Origin of the sequence: Mumia sp. ZJ1417 (assembly GCF_014127285.1) — a bacterium.
Lineage (GTDB): Bacteria > Actinomycetota > Actinomycetes > Propionibacteriales > Nocardioidaceae > Mumia.
Genome location: NZ_CP059901.1, coordinates 3,664,586 through 3,684,591 on the forward strand (window position 1 = coordinate 3,664,586; position 20,006 = coordinate 3,684,591).

Here is a 20,006-nt window from a genome sequence, read left to right on the forward strand (position 1 = left end):
CCGGCTCAGGCCTCCTTGGCCTCGGGAAGCTCCTCGACGGCGTCCTTGGCATCCTTGTCCTCGGCCTCCGCATCGGCGGCCTCGTCGGCCGCCTGCGCACGCGCAGCGGCGGTCGCCTCCCAGCTGAGCAGGTCGACGATCGTCGGCACGTCGGCGCCGTCCCACAGCGTCATCGTGCTCGGCGCCGCCTCGTCGTCGCCGTCGGTGCGCAGCGTCTCGACCTCGCGCTGCAGCTCCTCGCGGCGCGCGTCGGACTCGTCGGCGCGCGCCTCGGCGAGACGAAGGGTGCCGTTGAGCTCGGTGATGCGCCGGGTGGTGATCGAGAGCGTCTCGTTCACGGCCTCGATGAACTCCATGTTCTCGCGGGTCCGGTCGACCGAGATGTCGCGGTATGCCTGAGCCTGCTCGGCGCGGTCCTTGAACCATGCGCGACGGGTGGTGAGGACCTCGTCGGTGATGACCCGGGCCGCTGCGACTCCGACGATCACCGCTGTCACCGACGCCGCGACCAGCACTCCCTGCGAGGCCGACACGACTGCGACGGCGACGAAGACGGCAGAAGCCGCCAGCATGAGGCTGGCGGCGAGGATGCGCACGGAGCGCTGGCGGCGGCGATCGTTCGACATGGTGAGAACCCTACGCTACGGAAGACCCGTTCTGGCCTACCGACACCAAGCGTTCAGGCCTGTGCGGCCTCGTCGGAATCCTCGTCATCGTGGGGCACCTCGCACGCGCGCTCGAGGGCGAGCGCGGCGGCCAGCGCCACGAGTGCGGCGATGGCCGCAGCGGCAGACCTGACCACCCGTTCACGGGGCAGCGCGAGCTCCATGTCGCCCGCGAACGACAACGCGAACCCGACGTAGTAGCCGGCGATCAGCGCCGTCACGATCGCCGAGGCCTTGGCGAGCGCGAGCAGCCGCAGCGCTCGCGTCGCGTGCATCGTCCGCCGCTCGCGGTGGAGCGACTGGAAGGTCGTCCATGCGAGCACACCGAGGATCGCGGCGAGGAAGAGCATCGTGCCCGCGGCGACCCACGAGACCGTGGGGACGACGGAGTCGCGCCACTCCAGGAAGGGACGCATCGCTCGTCCGACAGCCAGACCGACGACTCCGAGGACGGCGAGCTGGACTGCTGACGACCGGCGCAGCGGACGGCGAGCCATCAGATCAGACGAGGATCTCGAGGTCCTCGCGCCGCGTGACGCCGGAGGTGTCGAGACCCTGCGCGAGGTCGACGACGTAGCCCTTGCCGGGGATCTCGCCCTCGAGGTCGAGCTCGAGCCACGGCATCAGCACGAACGCACGCTCGTGGGCACGCGGGTGCGGGAGCGTCAGTCGGTCGTCGTGCGCGACGCGGTCACCGACGACGATGAGGTCGACGTCGAGCGTGCGCGGCGCGTTCTTCTCACCGCGCTCGCGACCGAACGCGTCCTCGATCGCGAGGCAGCGGTCGAGCAGCGTGTGCACGGTCAGCGTGGTGTCGATGAGGACGGCGGCGTTGAGGAAGTCGCGCGAGCCCGCGGGCGCGCCGACCGGCACCGTCTCGTAGACCGACGACACCGACACGACCGTGACCTCCGGCGTGTCGGCAAGCGCGGCGACGGCACCCTGGACGTTGTTGAGCCGCTCCCCCAGGTTGGACCCGACCGCGATCACGGCCTGCCGGATCGGGCGCATGCCCCCGGTCATCGTGTCCGCGTCGGGGATGTGTGGGTTGGGCGTCTCGGTCACGTACGACTCCGCTCTATCGTCACGGCGACGTCCGAGAACGTCACCGGTATCGGTGCATCCGGCTTGTGAACCGTGACGCTCGCCCACTGCACCGGTGCGAAACCGAAGCAGATCCCGAGGATGCGGAGAGCGAGCGTCTCGATCAGGTCCACGGGGTCCGACGCCACGGCGTCCGCGACCCTCTCCGACAACGTACCGTAATGAACCGACGCTTCTAAGTCCCCTGTCTCCGCCGCACGCCCGAGGTCCAGCCCGAGCACGACGTCGACGACGAACCGCTGGCCCCGGTCGCGCTCGAACGCGAGCAGGCCGTGGTAGCCGTACGCCTCGATCCCGGTCACGGTGATCCGGTCCAGTCCGCTCGGCACGGTCATCCCTCCATCACCGGCCCGGAGTGGTGCGACCAGAGCTTCCACCCGGTCGCGGTCTCGACGAGGACGTCGGTCGCGACGCCGCGCCCGCCGGCGAACACCGTGGGCGCCTCGCCTTCGGCCTCGGAGAGCACGTTCTCGACGCACGACACGATCGCGATGCCGTCACGACGCCGCACCTCGACGTCGGTGAGGATGAACTGGATGTAGCCGACGTTGGCCATGAGCATCGCGAACGACCGCAGGATCGCGCCACGGCCGAGGATCGGCTCGGCGCCAGGGTGCACACACACCGTGTCCTCGCCGGGCAGCCACAGCGACGACATGAGGTCGAGGTCACCGTGCTCGATCGCGTCGTAGAACGCCTGGTGGGTCACGAGGACCGGGTCACGCCGCTCAGCCATCGCGCCACCGCTCGGCGACGCGCACGGCGTCGGCGTTGGGCGCGACGTCGTGGACACGCACGCACCACGCGCCCGCCGCCGCCGCTAGCGCAGTGGTCGCGACCGTCGCGGAGTCGCGCTCCCTCGGAGGCCGCAGGCCGTCGTCGTCCGCGAGCAGCTCGCCGAGGAACCGCTTGCGGCTCGCCGCGACCAGCAGCGGATAGCCGAGCGAGGCGAACGCCTCGAGGTGAGCGAGGACGGTCCAGTTCTGGGGGCCTCGCTTGGAGAAGCCGATGCCGGGATCGACCACGACCTGCTCGGGCCGGACCCCCTTGGCGAGCGCGAGGTCGACGGCGCTGCCCAGCTCGTCGACGACGTCGGGCACGAGATCGTCGTAGTGCGTCGCGGCGTCGCCCTGCATCGTGTCGGAGTGCCCTCGCCAGTGCATGACGACGTACGGGACACCGGTGCGCGCGGCCACCTCGAGGATGTCGGGGTCGGCGAGCCCGCCGGAGACGTCGTTGATGACCCGCGCACCTGCGGCGACAGCACGCTCCGCGACCTCGGCGCGCATGGTGTCGACAGAGACGACGACACCGCGCTCCACAAGAGCACGGACGACCGGCTCGACCCGCGCCAGCTCGGTGGCCGCGTCGACGCGCTGGGCCCCGGGACGGGTCGACTCGCCGCCCACATCGACGAGGTCGGCACCGGCGGCGACGAGCTCGAGGCCGTGACGGACCGCGTCGTCGGCGTCGAGCCACAGCCCCCCGTCCGAGAACGAGTCGGGGGTGACGTTCACGACGCCCATCACCTGGCACCGACCCGCGTCGGGGAGCAGCGGCACCACGCGACGCGCAAACATCAGCGGCCCGTGATCAGGGCCATCGCCTCGGCCCGGGTCGCAGGATCGCGCAGCTGTCCGCGTACGGCGCTGGTGATCGTCTTGGCCCCGGGCTTGCGGACGCCGCGCATCGTCATGCACAGGTGCTCGGCCTCGATCTGGACGATCACACCGAGCGGGCGCAAGGTCTCGGTCAGCGCGTCCGCGATCTGCGTGGTCAGCCGCTCCTGCACCTGCGGGCGGCGGGCGTACACGTCGACGAGCCGCGCGAGCTTGGACAGCCCGACCACGCGGCCGTCCTCGGCGGGGATGTAGCCGACGTGCGCGACCCCCGTGAACGGCACGAGGTGGTGCTCGCACATCGACCACAGCTCGATGTCCTTGACCAGGATCATCTCGTCGTGGTCGACCTCGAAGGTGCGCGACAGCGCCTCCTGGGGATCCCGGCGCATGCCGGCGAAGATCTCCTTGTAGGCGCGGGCGACCCGCTCCGGCGTGTCCTTGAGCCCGTCGCGGTGAGGGTCCTCCCCGATCGCGGCGAGGAGCTCACGGATCGCGGCCTCGGCACGCGGCGTGTCGAACTCGGGCAGCGCCCCGCTCTCGGCCTGCGCCACGTCAGTGCGCTCCGGGCGACGGCGGCTCGGGCGTTCCTCCCGCCGGGTCGGAACCCGGGCCGTGCAGGTCGGTGCCACCTTGACCGGGCGCGAGGACGATCGTGCCCTCGTCGCCGTCACGCTCGGGCTCGTGGCCGTTGATCTCCTTCGGGGAGAGCACCGGCGGCAACGACGACGGCTTGCGGGTCTCCGAACCGGTCCACGCCGGACGCGCGGACCGACGCTTGAGCGACTCGAAGATCGCGGCGACCTCGGCCTTGTTGAGCGTCTCCTTCTCGAGCAGCGCGAGCACCAGGTCGTCGAGGACGGCGCGGTTCTCGGCGAGGATGTCGAACGCCTCCTGGTGGGCGTAGCTGATGAACTTGGTCACCTCTTCGTCGACGATCGCCGCAAGCTCCTCGGAGTAGTTGCGCGAGTGGCCGATGTCGCGGCCGAGGAACGGCTCCGAGCCGTTCTCGCCGAGGCGCACGGCACCGATCCGCTCGGTCATGCCGTACTGGGTGACCATCGCGCGAGCGAGGTTGGTCGCCTTCTCGATGTCGTTGGCGGCGCCGGTCGTCGGGTTGTGGAAGACGAGCTCCTCGGCGGCGCGACCGCCCATCATGTAGGCCAGCTTGTCGAGCATCTCGGCACGCGTCTGGCTGTACTTGTCCTCGTCGGGCAGCACCATCGTGTAACCGAGGGCACGGCCTCGCGGCATGATCGTGATCTTGTGCACGGGGTCGCTGCCGGGCAGCGCTGCGGCGACCAGTGCGTGGCCACCCTCGTGGTACGCGGTGATCTTGCGCTCGTGCTCGCTCATGAGGCGGGTCCGCTTCTGCGGGCCAGCGACGACGCGGTCGATGGCCTCGTCGAGCATGTGGTTGTCGATCAGCGCCTGGTTGCTGCGGGCGGTGAGCAGCGCAGCCTCGTTGAGGACGTTGGCGAGGTCGGCGCCGGAGAAGCCGGGCGTGCGCCGCGCAACCGACTCGAGGTCGACGTCGGGCGCCAGCGGCTTGCCGCGCGAGTGGACCTGCAAGATCTGCAGACGGCCCTTGAGGTCGGGCGCCTCGACCGCGATCTGGCGGTCGAACCGGCCCGGGCGCAGCAGCGCTGGGTCGAGGACGTCGGGACGGTTGGTGGCGGCGATGAGGATCACGCCGCCGCGGACGTCGAAGCCGTCCATCTCGACGAGCAGCTGGTTGAGCGTCTGCTCGCGCTCGTCGTGCCCGCCGCCGAGGCCAGCGCCACGGTGACGCCCGACGGCGTCGATCTCGTCGATGAAGACGATCGCGGGCGCGTTCTCCTTGGCCTGCTCGAACAGGTCACGGACACGGCTCGCACCGACACCGACGAACATCTCGACGAAGTCCGAGCCCGAGATCGAGTAGAACGGCACGCCCGCCTCGCCGGCCACGGCGCGCGCGAGGAGGGTCTTGCCGGTGCCGGGAGGGCCGTACAGGAGGACGCCCTTGGGGATCTTGGCACCGACCGCCTGGAACTTCTGTGGGTCGGCCAGGAACTCCTTGATCTCGCCGAGCTCCTCGACGGCCTCGTCCGCACCCGCGACGTCGGCGAAGGTCGTCTGCGGCGTGTCCTTGGAGATGAGCTTGGCCTTGGACTTCGCGAACTGCATGACGCGTCCGCCGCCGCCCTGCATCGAGTTCATCAAGAAGATGAACAGCAGGAAGATCAGCGCGAACGGCAGCAGGAGTCCGAGCAGGTTGCCGAGGAAGCTCGGCTTGGGGATATCGACGTCGTACGTCTTCATCTCCTTGTCGGAGACGCTCTCATCCGCAAGCTTGCGCAGCTGGTTGCCCTGGTCGCCGAGCCAGTTGGCGCGCACCTTCTTGTCATCGTCGAGCGTGGCGCGGATCTCGTTGTCGCCGGCGCCGACGAAGGTCGCCTCGGCGACCTTGCCCTGCTCGAAGTACCGCACCATCGTCGCGGTCTTGACCTCTTGATAGCCGCTGTTGGACGACACCAGCTGGAGCAGGGCCAGAACCGCGATGACACTGATGATGATCCAGAGCCACGGGCCCTTGAAGATGCGTTTGACGTCCATGATCCGAGGCCGCGCCTCGCTCCTCCTGCGTAGGAATGGGTACGGGAACCGACGGTACACGCCCTCGCCATGAAGGCAGGGCGAGTCTTGTCCCCTGGTGCTTCAACGTCTGGCACCCGTCCACATGTTCCCAGAAGCCGCGCGGATCTTGCTCCGTGACGGCTGCTTGGGTCAGGAGTAGACGTGCGGAGCGAGCGTCGCGATGTCGCGCAGGTTGCGGTAGCGCTCGTCGTAGTCGAGCCCGTAGCCGACCACGAAGGCGTTGGGGATCTCGAAACCGACGTACTTGACGTCGACGGCCATCTTGAGCGCCTCAGGCTTGCGCAGCAGCGTGCAGATCTCGACCGAGGCCGGCTTGCGCGAGCGCAGGTTGGACGTCAGCCACGACAGCGTGAGGCCCGAGTCGATGATGTCCTCGACGATCAGGACGTGCCGGCCCGAGAGGTCGGTGTCGAGGTCCTTGAGGATCCGTACGACGCCGGACGAGGTCGTGCCCGACCCGTACGAGGTGACCGCCATCCAGTCCATCTCGACGTCGCGCTCGAGAGCACGGGCAAGGTCGGCCATCACCATGACCGCACCCTTGAGCACGCCGACGAGCAGCAGGTCCTCGCCCTCGTAGTCGCGCGCGATCTCAGCGGCGAGCTCTCGGAGGCGGGCCTGGATGTCGGCCTCGGGGATGTACGTCTGGTCCAGCGCGAGGTCGCCCTCGATCTGCTTCGCGTCCACGGAGCCAGCCTCGCACAGCGACCCTGACGACGCGTCCGGGGGCCCGCCGCTCACGACGGGATGAAGAGGAGTACACCGCCCGTGCGGCGGACGGTCAGGCCGCCGGGAAGCGCCGGGCCGCCCTGGCCGCGCCAGGCGGTGACCAGCTGCTCGACCCCGGCGACGTGCGCTGCCGTGAGGTCGTTCGCGGTCGATCCGGCGCCGATCGCGGCAGCGCGCAGAACCCGCGTCCGTAGGGCGCGAGGGAGGGCAGCGAGCGCGGCGACGTCGAGCGCCCCGTCGTCGCGGGTGACCTCGCGCGCTGCCGTACGGGCGAGCACGTCGAGGGCGTCGGCGTCGTCGCGCAGGCCGTCAGCCGTACGCGCGAGGGCGGCCGCGACACCCGGTCCGAGCTCGCGCTCGAGCAACGGCAGGACCGTGCGACGGACGCGCACCCGGGCGTAGCGGGCATCGTCGTTGTGAGGGTCGTCCCACCAGGTGAGGCCGACCGCGCGGCAGACCTGCTCGGTGTCGGCGCGGGTGAGGCCGAGGAGCGGGCGCCGCCAGATTCCCGTACGGGGTGCCATGCCGGCGAGCGAGCGTGCACCGGACCCTCGGGCCAGCCCGAGGAGCACGGTCTCGGCTTGGTCGTCGCGGGTGTGCGCGAGCAGGACGGCGGCGGCACCGAGCTCGTCGGCACAGGCCTGCAGCGCCTCACGACGTGCGACGCGCGCCGCACCCTCCGGGCCCCCGTCGGACCCGACGTCGACCCGCTCGACGCGGGCCTCGACCCCGAGGTCGCGCGACTGCGCGGCGGCGCGCTGCGCGACCTGGTCCGACCCCGCCTGCAGGCCGTGGTCGACGACGAGCGCGAGCGCACGACCGCCACGGCCGGCAACGACGAACGACGTCAGCGCGGCCAGCGCGAGCGAGTCGGCGCCGCCCGAGACGCCGAACACGACCGTGGCGTCGCCAGGGAGGTCGGCGAGCGCGTCCGAGACCGCACGGCGCCCGCGCGCGACCACGGGGTCGAGGGGCGGCGTACGGCGCGCGGTCATGGCGACGATCTCATCCGTGAACGCGTGCGACCCACTGGTCGGGCTGCTCGATCTCCTCCGCGGACGGCAGGTTGACCGGCGAGGCCCACACGGCGTCGAAGCCCTCACGACCGACCGACTTCTCGACGGATCGGACGAACGCGGCGCCGTCACGGTACTGGCGGATCTTCGCGTCGAGGCCGAGCACCTGGCGTACGAGCCGGTCGAGCAGACCACCGCCCTGACGGCGCTTGTCGAAGCGACGCCGGATGTGGCGCACGGTCGGGATCACCGAGGGCCCGACCCCGTCCATCACCACGTCGGCGTGGCCCTCCAGGAGCGACATGACGCCGGTGACCTGCGCGATGATCTCGCGCTGGCGATCGTTCTGGAGCACGTCCATCAAGGAGACGCGCTCGCCTCGTACGAAACGGCCTGCTGCCTTCGACGCCTCGCCGAGCGAGCGCGAGACGCCCTCGGGATCGGTGTCGGTGGCGTCGATCAGCCCGTCGACGAGTCCTTGGATGTGCGCCCGCATCCACGGCACGGCCGTGAACTGCACGCGGTGGGTCTCCTCGTGCAGGCAGACCCAGAGCCGGAAGTCGTGCGCGTCCACGTCCAGCTCGCGCTCGACGTGCACGACGTTCGGGGCCACCAGCAGGAGGCGTCCGCCGACCGGGAGCCCGCCGTCTGCTGCGGGCGCGGTGTAGAACGGGTCGAACTGCCCGAGCACCTTCGTCGACATGAAGGCCAGCGCAGCGCCGACCTCCGCCCCCGTCACGCGGGCGCCGATCGCCCGTCCGAAGCGCCCGGGAGCCTGCCCCTTCGCCTCAGCCGCCGCCTGGACCTTCTCGAGCATCGGCCGGAGCACGACCTCGAACGACGACACGTTGGCCGTGACCCAGCCCGGGCGGTCCACGACGAGGACGGGTGCGGTCGCCGACTCCGCCACGAGCCCGGTGAACTCGCGTACGGGGCCTTCCGACCGCGCCGCGCCCTCACGGAGCTCGGCGACGACCTGCTCGGCCTCGGCACTGGCGATCTCGGGACCGGGCCGGGTCATCCGCGCGGCGGTCGTCAGCGCGAAGTCCCAGTCGATCATGCTGTCCGTCATGCCTGCGAGCCTACGCGGAGGCTGCGCAGGAGCAGGCCGACAGCCGCGCAGCGATGCGGTCGAGCATCGTCCGGGCGTCGAGGGTACGCCGATCGGGCACGCGGTCGGTGAAGATCACGAAGCCGACGGGTGTCCCGTCGCGGGTGGCGGTCGTGCCGGCATAGGAGTGGACACCAGACAACGTGCCGGTCTTCACACGGACGACACCGAGCCCCGCCTCCGTACCGCTGTCGGTGAAGCGCGTCGCCAGCGAGCCGTTGAAGCCCGCGATCGGATAGCGGTCGAAGAGCTCCGACGCGGTCGACACGACCTGGAGCATCGAGGCGAGCGTGACGCGGTTGTCGCGCGAGAGCCCGCTCCCGTCGTAGACGCGGTTGCCCTCCCAGTCGACCCCGAGCCCGGTGAGCACGTCCCGGACGGCCTTGGCCCCGCCCTCGAACGTCGCGGGCTGCTTCTCGGCGATCGCGACGTGGCGCAGCAGCACCTCCGCCGCCTGGTTGTCGCTGTGCTCGATCACCGACTGCGCGATCTGCGCGACGGTGCCGCTGCTGACCGCGGCGAGCTCCTCGGACTCCACCGGCCGGCCCGTGCTTGCGACGCCCGTCACCTTCAGGCCGCGCGCCTTCAGCTGCTTGGCGAACGTCGCGGCGGCCTGGCGGGCCGGGTCGGCGGTGCGACGCCACCCGTCACGCCCCTGGTCGACCCACAGGGCGCTGACCGGCGAGGTCACGAACGAGGTGATGTAGCTCGGCTCCCAGGTCGGGTTTGCCGCCGGCCCGGTGAACAGCGAGGTGTCGTACCCGAGCGAGACCTCGGTGACACCGTCGGCCTGCAGCGCTTTGGCTGTCTGGCGGGCGAGTTGTGCGAGGGACGCCTGCTGCGGGTACGACACGCGTGCGGCGGCGTTCGACGTCGCCGTGAGATAAGGGTCGCCGCCCCCGACGAGGACCAGCTTCGCGGGCCCGGGTGCGAGCGCGTCGGCCGTCGGTGCCGCGTCGGTCGCGGACGGCTGCTCCTCTCCGGTGGTGTCACGGAGCACGGTCGTACGGAAGCGGTGCTCCGGCCCCAGCGTCTGCATCGCGGCGAGCGAGGTGAACAGCTTGAGCGTCGACGCGGGGATGAACGCGCCCGTCCCGGAGCTCCAGACCTGCTCCCCCGAAGAGAGATCCGACACGGCGAACCCGACGTGCGTGCCGAGCGCCTTGCGGCCGAGCAGCGGCGCGATCGCGCGCTGCACGCGGTCCGCGTCGAGAGGACGGGACTGCGGCGCGGCGAGAACCGGCGCGAGTTCGGGCTCGGCCGGGGTGACAGGCACTGACGCGGGATCGGCCTCGCGTGACTCGCAGGTGCCGCCCTCGCAGAGCCAGCGGTCGAGGTGGCCGAGGCTGTACGCGGCGACGCCCCCGCCGGTCAGGACGAGCACCACCGCGAGGAGCACGTACGGCCAGGCGCGGCCGCGCTCGGAGTGGTGTGAAGGCATGTTTCGAGCCTAGCCAAGGAGGGGAAGGTCGAGGACGGCGAGCGGCTGACCGTCGTGGAGCAACCGCCAGTGCGGCTCCTGCGCGTACGGGCGCCCGTCGGCGAGGTGCCTGGCGACCAGTGTCCGCAGCGGCTCGGTGAGCTCGTGGACGACGGGCGCACCGCTGACGTGCGGGTACGAGGCGGCGCCCGAGGCACGGTAGCGGCTGACGACGACGTGGAAGTGCTGCGCGTCTCGCAGTGGACGGCCGTCGTACGACAGTGCAGCGATCCGTGCACCGAGCGGGCGCGCGAGGTCGATGTCGTACGTGAGAGGCGCCTCGGCCCCGTACGCGACGTCGTAGTCGAAGTCCGGCGTGCCGTGCGGCGTCCGCGGGGTGGGGGCGTTGGTGAGCGCGTCGGGATGGTGGGGGCCGGGTGCCTGTGTGGCGGCGAAGAACGCGGCCGCGTGCTCGAGGTGCGCACGCAGCTCGGCCCCGGTCATGGCGACCACGACCAGCCCGCTGTCGAACTGGCACAACGCCGCGACGTGGCGCTGGCGCACCGGGCCCGCCGGCACCCTCGCGTACCGGTTGGTCGGGCTCACGAGGCTGAGCAGGGGGAGGTCGCCCGGTAGCATCCCGCGCAGCGCGCCGGATTGTGCGGCGGCGACGAGGGCGAGCGCCGTGGTCGGCCGGTAGCGCGCCGGCTCGGTCTCGATCGGCGCCTCGGCGTGGCCCACCACGCGGTCGCCGCAGGCACGGACGTGTGCGTGCTGGGGCGCGACAAGCGCGACGATCTCGGGGTCTTCCTCGGCATCGGCGGTGTCGACGAGCCGCGAGCGCGCCTCGTGAGCGGCCCAGCCGTCGGCCGTGCGTGCGAGGTCGATCTCGACCACCGCCACCCGCATCCCCCAGCACAGCGGCTCGGTGAGCAGGACCGGACGCCCGTCCGGTCCGGTGACGTGCCGCTCGGCGACCTCGACGTGCGCGTGGCCCGCCACGACGACATCGACGCCAGGGACGCAGCGCGCGAGGTCGAGGGCCGCGTTCTCCGGGGTCGACGGCTCCACGATCCCCGAGTGCACGACCGCGACGACGACGTCCGCGCCGGCCGCCCGCACCTCGGCGACCAGCGGCCCAGCCGCGTCGACGACGTCGGTGAAGCGGAGGTGGGCGCGCACGTCGCGGTTCCAGGAGGTCACCTTCGGCGTGGTGAGCCCGACGATCCCAACCCGTACGGGCGGCTCGCCAGGGATCACGACGACCTCGCGCATGACCGACGCCGCCAACGCAGGCTCGCCTGTCACGGCGTCGTGCGCGTTGCCCGCCAGCAGCGGGGCGTCGAGCTGCTCGCGGAACCGCGCCAGCGCCCGTACGCCGTAGTCGAGCTCGTGGTTGCCCAGGGCCACGGCGTCGTACCCGAGGTGGTTCATCGCGGCCGCCATCGGGTGCAGCGGCACGTCGTCGTCTGCCGCCTCGGCGAGCAGGCGTGCGTACTCGTGCGACAGCGCACTGCCCTCGAGCACGTCACCGGCGTCGACGAGCAGCGCCGTGGGCATGGACTCGCGGAGGCGACGCACCACGCCGGCCACCCGGGCGAGACCGATGCGGTTGCCGTACGCGTCCTCGTACGGACGGTCGGTGCCGTAGTCGTGGTCGCGGACCTGACCGTGCAGATCCGTCGTCGCGAGCACCGTGAGCCGCGGCGTCACCGCGGGCATACGCTGTTGCGTGCGTCACAGGGGCCAACCCCGTGTCCCGTGTCTTTGCCCACGTACGAGAGACTAGACAAGTCTTGCGTGCCCGGGTGGACAGGCCCTGCGTGCGCTGCTCGGACCACTCGCACGAACCAATGGAGGAACAGTGCTGGAATTCGACGTCACGGTCGAGATCCCCAAGGGCGTACGCAACAAGTACGAGGTCGACCACAAGACCGGCCGGATCCGGCTCGACCGCACCCTCTTCACCTCCACCCAGTACCCGGCCGACTACGGCTTCATCGAGAACACCCTCGGCCAGGACAGCGACCCGCTCGACGCGCTGGTCCTGCTGTCCGAGCCGACGTTCCCCGGCTGCCTGATCCGCTGCCGCGCGATCGGCATGTTCCGCATGACCGACGAGGCCGGCGGCGACGACAAGGTCCTGTGCGTGCCCGTCGACGACCCGCGTCAGGAGCACCTCCAGGACATCCGTCACGTCCCGGAGTTCGACCGCCTGGAGATCCAGCACTTCTTCGAGGTCTACAAGGACCTCGAGCCCGGCAAGTCCGTCGAGGGCGCCGAGTGGGTCGGCCGCCGCGAGGCCGAGGACGAGGTCGAGGCCTCGTTCAAGCGCGTCTCCGAGCACGGCGCCGACCACTGAGCCTGCACTGACGTCGTACGAAGGCCGCTGACCCCGCGAGGGTCAGCGGCCTTCGTCGTCCTCGGCGCGGAGCGTGTCCGCGCCTGCCACCGCAAGGACGCGTCGAGGGCGGGGCGGGTCGGCCCTGACGCACCTCTGACGCGTCTTGACGAACCCCAGACGGGACGGAGGTCAGCGCACGCGGGCGGCAAGATCCGGCGCGGTCCACGAGTAGACCGACACCACCTGGACGTTCTTGCCGGGCCGCGGAGCCTCGACCATCCAGCCGTCGCCGAGATAGAGCGCGACGTGGTGGATCGAGTCCGGACCGCCACGGCTCCAGAACAGCAGGTCGCCCCGTCGCGCCTCGGGCACCGCGATCGGCGCCGACACGGCGTACTGCGCGCCGCTGAAGTGCGGGAGTCCCTTGCCTGCGGCCTGCCACGCACGCATCGTCAGGCCCGAGCAGTCCCAGACGTCCGGCCCGGCCCCTGCCCACACGTATGGCTCCCCCACCTGCGTCAGCGCGAAGCGAACCGCCGCCTCGACACCCTTCGCCTGCTTCGGCGGGTCGGCATCAGGGTCCAGCGTCGGGGGCGCAGGAGTCGGCGAGGGCGCCGGGCTGTCTGTCGGTGGCAGGCTGGGCGCGCCCGTCTGCGGGCGGTTGGCTGCCTCCTGGGCCTGCTGGGCGAGCTGTTCGAGAGCCTTTTGACGCCTGCTGGCCAGCTTCACCGAGATGCCGTCCGCGTTGGCGAGCTCGCGGATGAGCTGGTCGCGGTCGCGCTGGAGTCCGGCTCGCGCCGCCGCCGCACCCGCGACCGCCTTCTCGGTGTCGTGCTTGGCCTTCGTGGCAGCAGCCGCCAGCTTCTCGCGACGCGCGAGCGCCGCGTCGGCCTCACGCTTCAGGGTCACGGCGACGGCGCGCTTGGACTCGTACGTGGCGAGCGCCGCACGGCTGGCGTCACCGACCGCGTTGTAAGAGCTCATCTGACCGAGCAGCGAGCTCGGCCCTCCGCCGGAGAAGAAGCTGCGGATGCGGTGGTACGGGGCACGCGCCGTCACCCCGGCAACCGTGAGCCGCTCGACGACCAGCCGCTGGCCCTCCGCGTCGCGGGCGGCGGTCTGCGCAGCCTTCTGGGCGGAGCGCGCGGTGGCTGAGGCCTCTTCGAGGGCGTACTGAGCACCGTTGTATGCCTCAGCGGCCTGAGCAGCCTCCACGGCGAGTGCGTCGACACGGGCCGTCGTGGCGGCGATCCGGGCACGGATGTCGGTGACGTCGCCCGACTTGGTGGCGACCCCGGCCCGCGCGTCACGCACATCGTGGGCGCTGGGCGTCTCATCCGCGTGGACGGCCGGCGTCCCCGCGAGGACCAGCGCGGCCACGGCGAACAGAGGCGCGACCCTGCGCGCACTGCGGTCCGTCGCGAGCCTCACGTATGTCCCCCGTCGTCGCAGGTCAACGAGCTGACCCGCCTTTCTCAGCACTTTACGTCAGCGCCGCGTCCACCGTGGCTCTTGCCGCAGCCTGGACCTCCGCCAGATGGTCGGCTCCTCGGAACGACTCGGCATAGATCTTGTAGACGTCCTCCGTGCCGGAGGGACGGGCGGCGAACCACGCGTCCGCGGTCTCGACCTTGATCCCGCCGATCGGGGCGTCGTTGCCGGGGGCGTGCGACAGGATGCGGGTGATCGGGTCGCCGGCGAGCTCGGTCGCCGTGACCGCTGCCGGGTCGAGCGCACCGAGGCGGGCCTTTTGCTCGCGGGTCGCCGGGGAGTCGACGCGGGCGTACGCGGGATCGCCGTGCCGCGCGGTCAGGCCGGAGTAGTGCTGGCTCGGACTGCGTCCGGTGACCGCCTGGATCTCCGACGCGAGCAGCGCCAGGATGAGGCCGTCCTTGTCGGTCGTCCACACCTGACCGTCGCGCCGCAGGAACGTGGCGCCCGCACTCTCCTCGCCGCCGAAGACGACCGATCCCGAGATGAGCGGGTCGACGAACCACTTGAAGCCGACCGGCACCTCGTACAGGGCACGCCCGGAGTCGGCGACGACCCGGTCGATCATGCTTGAGGAGACGACCGTCTTGCCGACCCCTGCCGCGGCGTCCCAGCCGCGGTGCTCGGTGAGGTACGCGATGGCGACGGCGAGGAAGTGGTTGGGGTTCATCAGGCCTGCGTCAGGCGTGACGATGCCGTGCCGGTCGGCGTCCGCGTCGTTGCCCGTGGCGATGTCGAAGCGGTCGCGCTGCTTGACCAGCGACGCCATCGCGTACGGGGAGGAGCAGTCCATGCGGATCTTGGCGTCGTGGTCGAGGGTCATGAACCCCCACTGCGGATCGACCGCGGTGTTGACGACGGTGAGGTCGAGACCGTACTGCTCGCCGATCCGGCCCCAGTACGCGACCGAGGCGCCGCCGAGCGGGTCGGCCCCGATCCGTACGCCTGCCCGCCCGATCGCCTCCATGTCGACGACCGAGCCCAGGTCGTTGACGTAGTGCGTGAGGAAGTCGTACGCCTGCACCCGGTCACGCGTCTCGTCGGTCGTCGCCCGCTTGACCCCGCGCAGCCCGTCACGCAGCAGCGCGTTGGCACGGTCCTGGATCCAGCCGGTGATGTCGGAGCCGGCCGGGCCGCCGTTGGGCGGGTTGTACTTGAAGCCACCGTCGCGGGGCGGGTTGTGCGACGGCGTGACGACGATGCCATCGACCTGTCCTGCGCCTCCCCCTGCGTGACCGCTCAGCCCGTTGAGGCGAAGGATCGCGTGGGACACGGCGGGCGTCGGGGTGAACCCGTCGTCGGTGTCGACGAGCGTGACGACGTCGTTGCCGACGAGCACCTCCAGCGCGGTATGCCAGGCCGGGAGCGAGAGGGCATGCGTGTCGCGGCCGACGAGCACCGGACCGGCGATGCCCGCCTGCGCGCGATACTCCACGATCGCCTGCGTGGTCGCCAGGATGTGCGCCTCGTTGAACGCGCCGTCGAGGCTCGACCCGCGGTGGCCGCTCGTCCCGAACGCCACCTGCTGGGCGGGGTCGTCAGGGTCAGGGACGCGGTCGTAGTACGCCGCAGCGAGGGCGTCGAGATCGACGAGGTCCTTCGGCTCTGCCGGCGTGCCGGCCCGTGGGTCCACCATGGGGCCAGCCTAGGGGCGGGGTACGGGGACGTCTGCGCGGAGCGGCTCCCTCGGGACCACCACGCCCCGCTCGGTCCAGGCGACCACCCAGCCGCCAGGCCGGACGCTCCCGCGCAGCGTGATCGGATCGCCCACACGGGGCCGATCGCCACGGACCTTCACCCGCGCCACGTACGCGGCAGACCCGGCGGCGACGTGCAGGTCGCCGCGGCGCTCGTCCACCGTGGGCCAGAAACCGTCGACGACCCCGGTGACCTCGGCCCGGCGGCGCAGCAGCGAAGGGAGGGCGCGCGGGGTGAAGCCGAGGATGAGGCGGACGATGCCGTACAGGGCGGCGAGCGGGATCGCGATGCCACGGAGCGCCCCCGGCATCAAGAGTGCCCAGTCGATCACCCGGAGGACGAGGGGATGATCTGCGGGCACCTCGTCGACCAGGAAGGCGAGGTCGCGCCCGGGGAACTCGACAATCTCGATCTCCTCACCTTGCGTCAGGGAAACGCTGCGATCAGGTTGATCCGATCGCCACAACGGCACCGTCCTGCCATCCTCGAGGCGGACGCTCTCGTCGCTGTCCCACGAGAACGACAGTCCCGCCGATGCGTCGTCGTCCGCATGGACGTACGTCCCGACCTGGTGAGGCGCATGCCGGACGAGCGCATCCGCCTTCGCCTGAAGGACCACCGTGTGGTTCGCCACGACGCCGAGCGCGATGAGCCCTGTGATGCCGAGGAGGCCTGCGACGACCGTCGCGACGACGACTCGGGCCCGCAGCAGGGTGGGCAGGCGGCTGAGGGCGGACGCGTTCACGGGCACCCCTGGGGGAAGGCTGGCAGCCGGATCGTACGAGACGCTCGGGGTCGTTGGCTGCGGAAGTGCGCGACCGTTACTTTCCGGCCCCCTGCGACACCGATCCCTGCAGCTGGCGCTGGAAGATCACGTAGACGATCAGCACCGGCACGATCGTGATGATGACCGCCGCGAACAACCGGCCGTAGTCGGTGTTGTAGCCCGCCCGCGACGCGAACGCCGCCATCCCCTGCGACAGCACGTAGTTGTCGCGCTTGGTGTTGAGCGCGACCGGGAGCAGGAACTGGTTCCACAGCCCGAGGAAGTTGAAGATCGCCACGGACGCGATGCCCGGCTTCGCCATCGGGAGCATGACCTGGAAGAACTTCCGCCACTCCCCCGCGCCGTCGATGTCTGCCGCCTCCGAGACGTCCTGCGGCAGGATCCGGAAGAACGGATAGAGGAAGAAGACGGTGAACGGAAGCGCGAACGCCACATAGGTGACGATCAGGCCCGGCAGCGTGTTGAGGATCCCGAAGCCCTTGAGCACGAAGAAGAGCGGGACGATCGCCAAGAAGACCGGGAACGTCAGCCCGACGAGCATCAGGTAGTAGATCAGCCGGTTGCCCCAGAAGGAGAAGCGCGCGAGGACGTACGCGCACATCGAGCCCAGCAGCATCACGATCACCAACGCCGTCCCGACCACCACGACGGTGTTGACGAAGTAGCGGCCGATGCCCTCTGACGTCCATGCCGAGACGTAGTTGTCGAAGCTCCAGCTCGCGGGCAGCGTGAACGGCGACTGGAAGATCTCGCTGCTGGTCTTGAACGACGACAGCAGCGTCCACAGCAGCGGGATGATGACGAGCAGCGCCCAGATGCCGAGGATGACGTGCGCGACCGTCGTCACCGCACGGTCGCCGGAGCCTATGCGCTTCTCGCCTGACGAAGAGGGCTCGCTCGCGGCAGCCGCTCGCTGCGAGGTCTTGGTGTCGGCGCTCGCGGTCATCGGCGCTCTCCCTCGGGTCGGCCGCCCACGAGGCGGTTCACGGTGAAGACGATTGCGGCGAAGATCATCGTCGCGATCGCCATGACGACGCCCATCGCGCTCGCCAGCCCGAACTGGCCCTTCTCGAAGGCGGTGAGGAGCAGACGCTGCGGCATGACCAGCGTCGAGTTCTCGGGACCGCCGCCCGGGTTGAGCGCAACCATGTAGACGAACGCGTCGAGCGCGAGGATGCCGAGATAGATGTATGCGGTCTGGACGTTGTCGCGGATCAGCGGCAGCGTGACCGAGAACGCCGTACGGAGGCGGCCCGCGCCGTCGATGCGCGCCGCGTCGTACAGCTCGCCGGGGACGCTCTTGATCGCGGCCACGAACAGCACCATGTAGAACCCGACGAAGCCCCAGATGATGACGAACATCGACGCCGGCATCGCCGTCCGGGTGTCGCCAAGCCACGGGAACGACTCGAACCCGTCCAGCCCGATCCCTGTGAGGACGCCGTTGAGCAGGCCGTTCGACGGGTCGAACATCTGCAGCCAGATGAGGCCGATGACGATCGCCGGGATCGTGTACGGGAAGAACGACACGACACGGTAGAAGCTCGAACCTTTCAGCCCTCGGGTCGCCCCGTGCGTGGAGCCGCCGACCGTGATCATCGTCGCCAGCGCGAAGGCGAGCACGACGGTCACGAACGGGACGACGAGCGCCAAGATGATGTTGTTGCGCAACGACGTCATGAAGATGTTGTCATCGAGCAGCTTCTGGTAGTTCTCCAGCCCGACGAAGCTCATGTCGGGCGTGAACCCTGACCAGTCCGTCAGGGAGTACCAGAAGGCCTGCACGAAGGGCCACACCACGAACACCGAGAAGAGCGCCAACGGCAGCACGAGGAAGACGAGCACGAAGCTCACTCGGTCGAACGTCAGCGGCCGCCGCTTCTTCTTGCGCGGCGGGAGCTTCCCGGTGTCCGCGGTGGGGACCAGAGGGGACTCGATCACGTGGCGGGGATCTTCGTGACGGAGTCGTCCTCGCGCACCTTGTCCGTGATCTCCTGCAGGCGCGACGTCAAGTCCTTCACGCTCGACTTGCCGGCGAGGAAGCTGTTCCAGACCACCAGCTGGTCGACGTTCATGCCGTACAGGTCGACGAACTTCCAGGTGAAGACGTCCGAGCCTGCCGCCGTGAGCATCTCGCTCTGCGACACGAGCGCGGTCGAGCCGAATCCGTCGGCGGGGACGGTGTCCTTGACGATCGTCGGCGCCAGCTTCGTCTTGGCGAAGTTGGTCGCTGCCTCCTTGGAGAGCATCGTCCGCAGCAGCTCCTTGCCGCCGGGCACGTTCTTGCCCTGCGACGGGATCATGAACGGCTCGCCCGCCGCACTGTGCAGCGCCTCCCACGGCATCGCCGAGTCGGAGTTGACGACCATCTCCGGGAAGCCCTTCATGTCGAACCCGGCCTTGGTCTGGTCCTTCATCTCGTTCTCGATCCAGGACCCGGACGGATAGAGCAGCGCGTCCTGGTTGTTGCTCCACTGCGCCTGAGCCGCCGTGAACTGCGTGCCGGCACCACCGGGCTTGACGTAGCCGGCGTCGACGATCTTGCCCATGGCCTCGAAGACCTGCTGGACGGCGGGGTTGGACCAGCAGTTCGCCTCGAGGTTCTCCAGCGCGAGCCGGACCTCGTCGCCGCCCTGCTTGATCGCCGAGCCGATGGCGAGGGTCTGGTAGTACGTCGCCGCCTCCTTGCCCCAGAGGAAGAGGTACTTCCCTGCGGACTTCGCCTTGGCACCGAGATCGATCGCCTCGTCCCACGTCTTCGGGGGCGTCCACCCGTTCTCCTCGAACAGGCTCGACGAGTACCAGACCGCGTACACCGTCATCACGTAGTTCAGGGCGGCGAGCTTGCCGTCGAAGGTGCCGGGCGCCTCGACGCCACCGAAGAGCGTGTCGCGGATCTTCGTACCCTCGAGGTTGTTGGCGTCCAGGACGTCGGTGAGGTCCTCCACCTGGTCGAGGATCGCGCTGAACCCGATCGAGTTCTCGCCGGAGTTGTCGATCAGGTCCGGCGGGTCACCCGCGACGAAGCGAGGCTGGAGCTCCTGGGAGATCTCAGTGGTCGGAGTGACCTTGACCGTCGAGCCCTTGTGGTTCTTCTGCATGATCGTCGCGGCGAACGCGACGTAGTCGGTGCCGTAGCCGCCGTCGAAGATCACGGCGTCGGTGGTGGAGTCGGCGGCCATGCCGAACGGGTTGTCCGTGCTCTTCTCGCCACCCTTGGTGGAGTTGTCGTCGTCGTTGTTGCTGCTCCCCGCGCATGCAGCCAGGGCGCTGCTGAGGGGGATGACCGCTGCGGCCGCGAGCGCACCTCGGAGCAGGGTGCGCCGGTCGACCGTCTTCCTCTCGATACTCATCTGGAGTGCCTTCCTGTGGTGATGGTGGT

20 protein-coding genes are annotated in these 20,006 nt (G+C 70.2%); 1 reads left to right on the plus strand and 19 read right to left on the minus strand.

All coding sequences use genetic code 11. From position 1 onward, the window contains the following. Positions 1–5 precede the first annotated feature (5 nt). The 13 genes from H4N58_RS17675 to H4N58_RS17735 all read right to left on the minus strand — a co-directional run bounded on the left by H4N58_RS17675 (position 6) and on the right by H4N58_RS17735 (position 12,026). Positions 6–626, minus strand: a complete 621-nt coding sequence (locus H4N58_RS17675; protein WP_167251432.1) for a hypothetical protein — start codon at positions 624–626, stop codon at positions 6–8. Positions 627–679: 53 nt separating this feature from the next. Further along, complete coding sequence (locus H4N58_RS17680) at positions 680–1,162, minus strand: DUF3180 domain-containing protein (protein ID WP_167006227.1); 483 nt, start codon at positions 1,160–1,162, stop codon at positions 680–682. Between the two features lie 4 nt (positions 1,163–1,166). Continuing rightward, entirely contained in the window at positions 1,167–1,730 is a 564-nt protein-coding gene (gene folK, locus H4N58_RS17685; protein WP_167006230.1) for a 2-amino-4-hydroxy-6-hydroxymethyldihydropteridine diphosphokinase, read from the minus strand. Then, positions 1,727–2,104, minus strand: a complete 378-nt coding sequence (gene folB / locus H4N58_RS17690) for a dihydroneopterin aldolase (protein WP_167006233.1) — start codon at positions 2,102–2,104, stop codon at positions 1,727–1,729. Before folB ends, folK begins: the two co-directional genes overlap by 4 nt. Continuing rightward, positions 2,101–2,505 carry a nuclear transport factor 2 family protein gene (locus tag H4N58_RS17695; protein ID WP_167006236.1) on the minus strand — a complete coding sequence of 135 codons (405 nt, stop codon included), beginning with the start codon at positions 2,503–2,505 and terminating at the stop codon, positions 2,101–2,103. Before H4N58_RS17695 ends, folB begins: the two co-directional genes overlap by 4 nt. After that, positions 2,498–3,349 (minus strand): dihydropteroate synthase, encoded by an 852-nt coding sequence (gene folP / locus H4N58_RS17700; RefSeq protein ID WP_243843045.1) that lies wholly within the window; start codon positions 3,347–3,349, stop codon positions 2,498–2,500. Before folP ends, H4N58_RS17695 begins: the two co-directional genes overlap by 8 nt. After that, positions 3,349–3,942 carry a GTP cyclohydrolase I FolE gene (gene folE / locus H4N58_RS17705; protein ID WP_167006239.1) on the minus strand — a complete coding sequence of 198 codons (594 nt, stop codon included), beginning with the start codon at positions 3,940–3,942 and terminating at the stop codon, positions 3,349–3,351. The genes folP and folE overlap by 1 nt, the downstream gene beginning before the upstream one ends. 1 nt (position 3,943) lies before the next feature. Beyond that, the gene (gene ftsH / locus H4N58_RS17710; protein ID WP_167006242.1) at positions 3,944–5,986 is read right to left on the minus strand and encodes an ATP-dependent zinc metalloprotease FtsH; all 2,043 of its coding nucleotides are present in this window, start codon (positions 5,984–5,986) and stop codon (positions 3,944–3,946) included. Between the two features lie 171 nt (positions 5,987–6,157). Then, complete coding sequence (gene hpt / locus H4N58_RS17715) at positions 6,158–6,700, minus strand: hypoxanthine phosphoribosyltransferase (protein ID WP_347877948.1); 543 nt, start codon at positions 6,698–6,700, stop codon at positions 6,158–6,160. 65 nt (positions 6,701–6,765) lie between these two features. After that, positions 6,766–7,752 carry a tRNA lysidine(34) synthetase TilS gene (tilS, locus tag H4N58_RS17720; protein ID WP_167006248.1) on the minus strand — a complete coding sequence of 329 codons (987 nt, stop codon included), beginning with the start codon at positions 7,750–7,752 and terminating at the stop codon, positions 6,766–6,768. A gap of 10 nt (positions 7,753–7,762) precedes the next feature. Next, a complete protein-coding gene (locus H4N58_RS17725) occupies positions 7,763–8,845 on the minus strand; it encodes a zinc-dependent metalloprotease (protein WP_243843046.1) in 1,083 nt (360 codons plus the stop codon). 10 nt (positions 8,846–8,855) lie between these two features. Next, positions 8,856–10,325, minus strand: coding sequence for a D-alanyl-D-alanine carboxypeptidase/D-alanyl-D-alanine-endopeptidase (dacB, locus tag H4N58_RS17730; protein WP_167251430.1), 1,470 nt, complete (start codon positions 10,323–10,325; stop codon positions 8,856–8,858). A 9-nt stretch (positions 10,326–10,334) separates the two neighbouring features. Then, complete coding sequence (locus tag H4N58_RS17735) at positions 10,335–12,026, minus strand: bifunctional UDP-sugar hydrolase/5'-nucleotidase (RefSeq protein ID WP_167251428.1); 1,692 nt, start codon at positions 12,024–12,026, stop codon at positions 10,335–10,337. 145 nt (positions 12,027–12,171) lie between these two features. Here H4N58_RS17735 and H4N58_RS17740 point away from each other — a divergent pair, with 145 nt between their 5' ends. Continuing rightward, positions 12,172–12,666 (plus strand): inorganic diphosphatase, encoded by a 495-nt coding sequence (locus tag H4N58_RS17740; protein ID WP_167007190.1) that lies wholly within the window; start codon positions 12,172–12,174, stop codon positions 12,664–12,666. A gap of 171 nt (positions 12,667–12,837) precedes the next feature. Here the strand turns inward: H4N58_RS17740 and H4N58_RS17745 are convergent, their stop codons facing one another. The 6 genes from H4N58_RS17745 to ngcE form a co-directional block, all read right to left on the minus strand. Continuing rightward, a complete protein-coding gene (locus H4N58_RS17745) occupies positions 12,838–14,079 on the minus strand; it encodes an NlpC/P60 family protein (RefSeq protein ID WP_167251426.1) in 1,242 nt (413 codons plus the stop codon). 52 nt (positions 14,080–14,131) lie between these two features. Then, positions 14,132–15,775 (minus strand): phosphoglucomutase (alpha-D-glucose-1,6-bisphosphate-dependent), encoded by a 1,644-nt coding sequence (gene pgm, locus H4N58_RS17750; RefSeq protein ID WP_167251424.1) that lies wholly within the window; start codon positions 15,773–15,775, stop codon positions 14,132–14,134. Positions 15,776–15,784: 9 nt separating this feature from the next. Continuing rightward, positions 15,785–16,582, minus strand: coding sequence for a hypothetical protein (locus tag H4N58_RS17755; RefSeq protein WP_167251422.1), 798 nt, complete (start codon positions 16,580–16,582; stop codon positions 15,785–15,787). A 76-nt stretch (positions 16,583–16,658) separates the two neighbouring features. Beyond that, complete coding sequence (locus tag H4N58_RS17760; protein WP_167251420.1) at positions 16,659–17,570, minus strand: carbohydrate ABC transporter permease; 912 nt, start codon at positions 17,568–17,570, stop codon at positions 16,659–16,661. Next, positions 17,567–18,565 (minus strand): carbohydrate ABC transporter permease, encoded by a 999-nt coding sequence (locus H4N58_RS17765; RefSeq protein ID WP_208322447.1) that lies wholly within the window; start codon positions 18,563–18,565, stop codon positions 17,567–17,569. The genes H4N58_RS17760 and H4N58_RS17765 overlap by 4 nt, the downstream gene beginning before the upstream one ends. Beyond that, positions 18,562–19,977 (minus strand): N-acetylglucosamine/diacetylchitobiose ABC transporter substrate-binding protein, encoded by a 1,416-nt coding sequence (gene ngcE, locus H4N58_RS17770; protein WP_167006270.1) that lies wholly within the window; start codon positions 19,975–19,977, stop codon positions 18,562–18,564. The genes H4N58_RS17765 and ngcE overlap by 4 nt, the downstream gene beginning before the upstream one ends. Positions 19,978–20,006 lie beyond the last annotated feature (29 nt).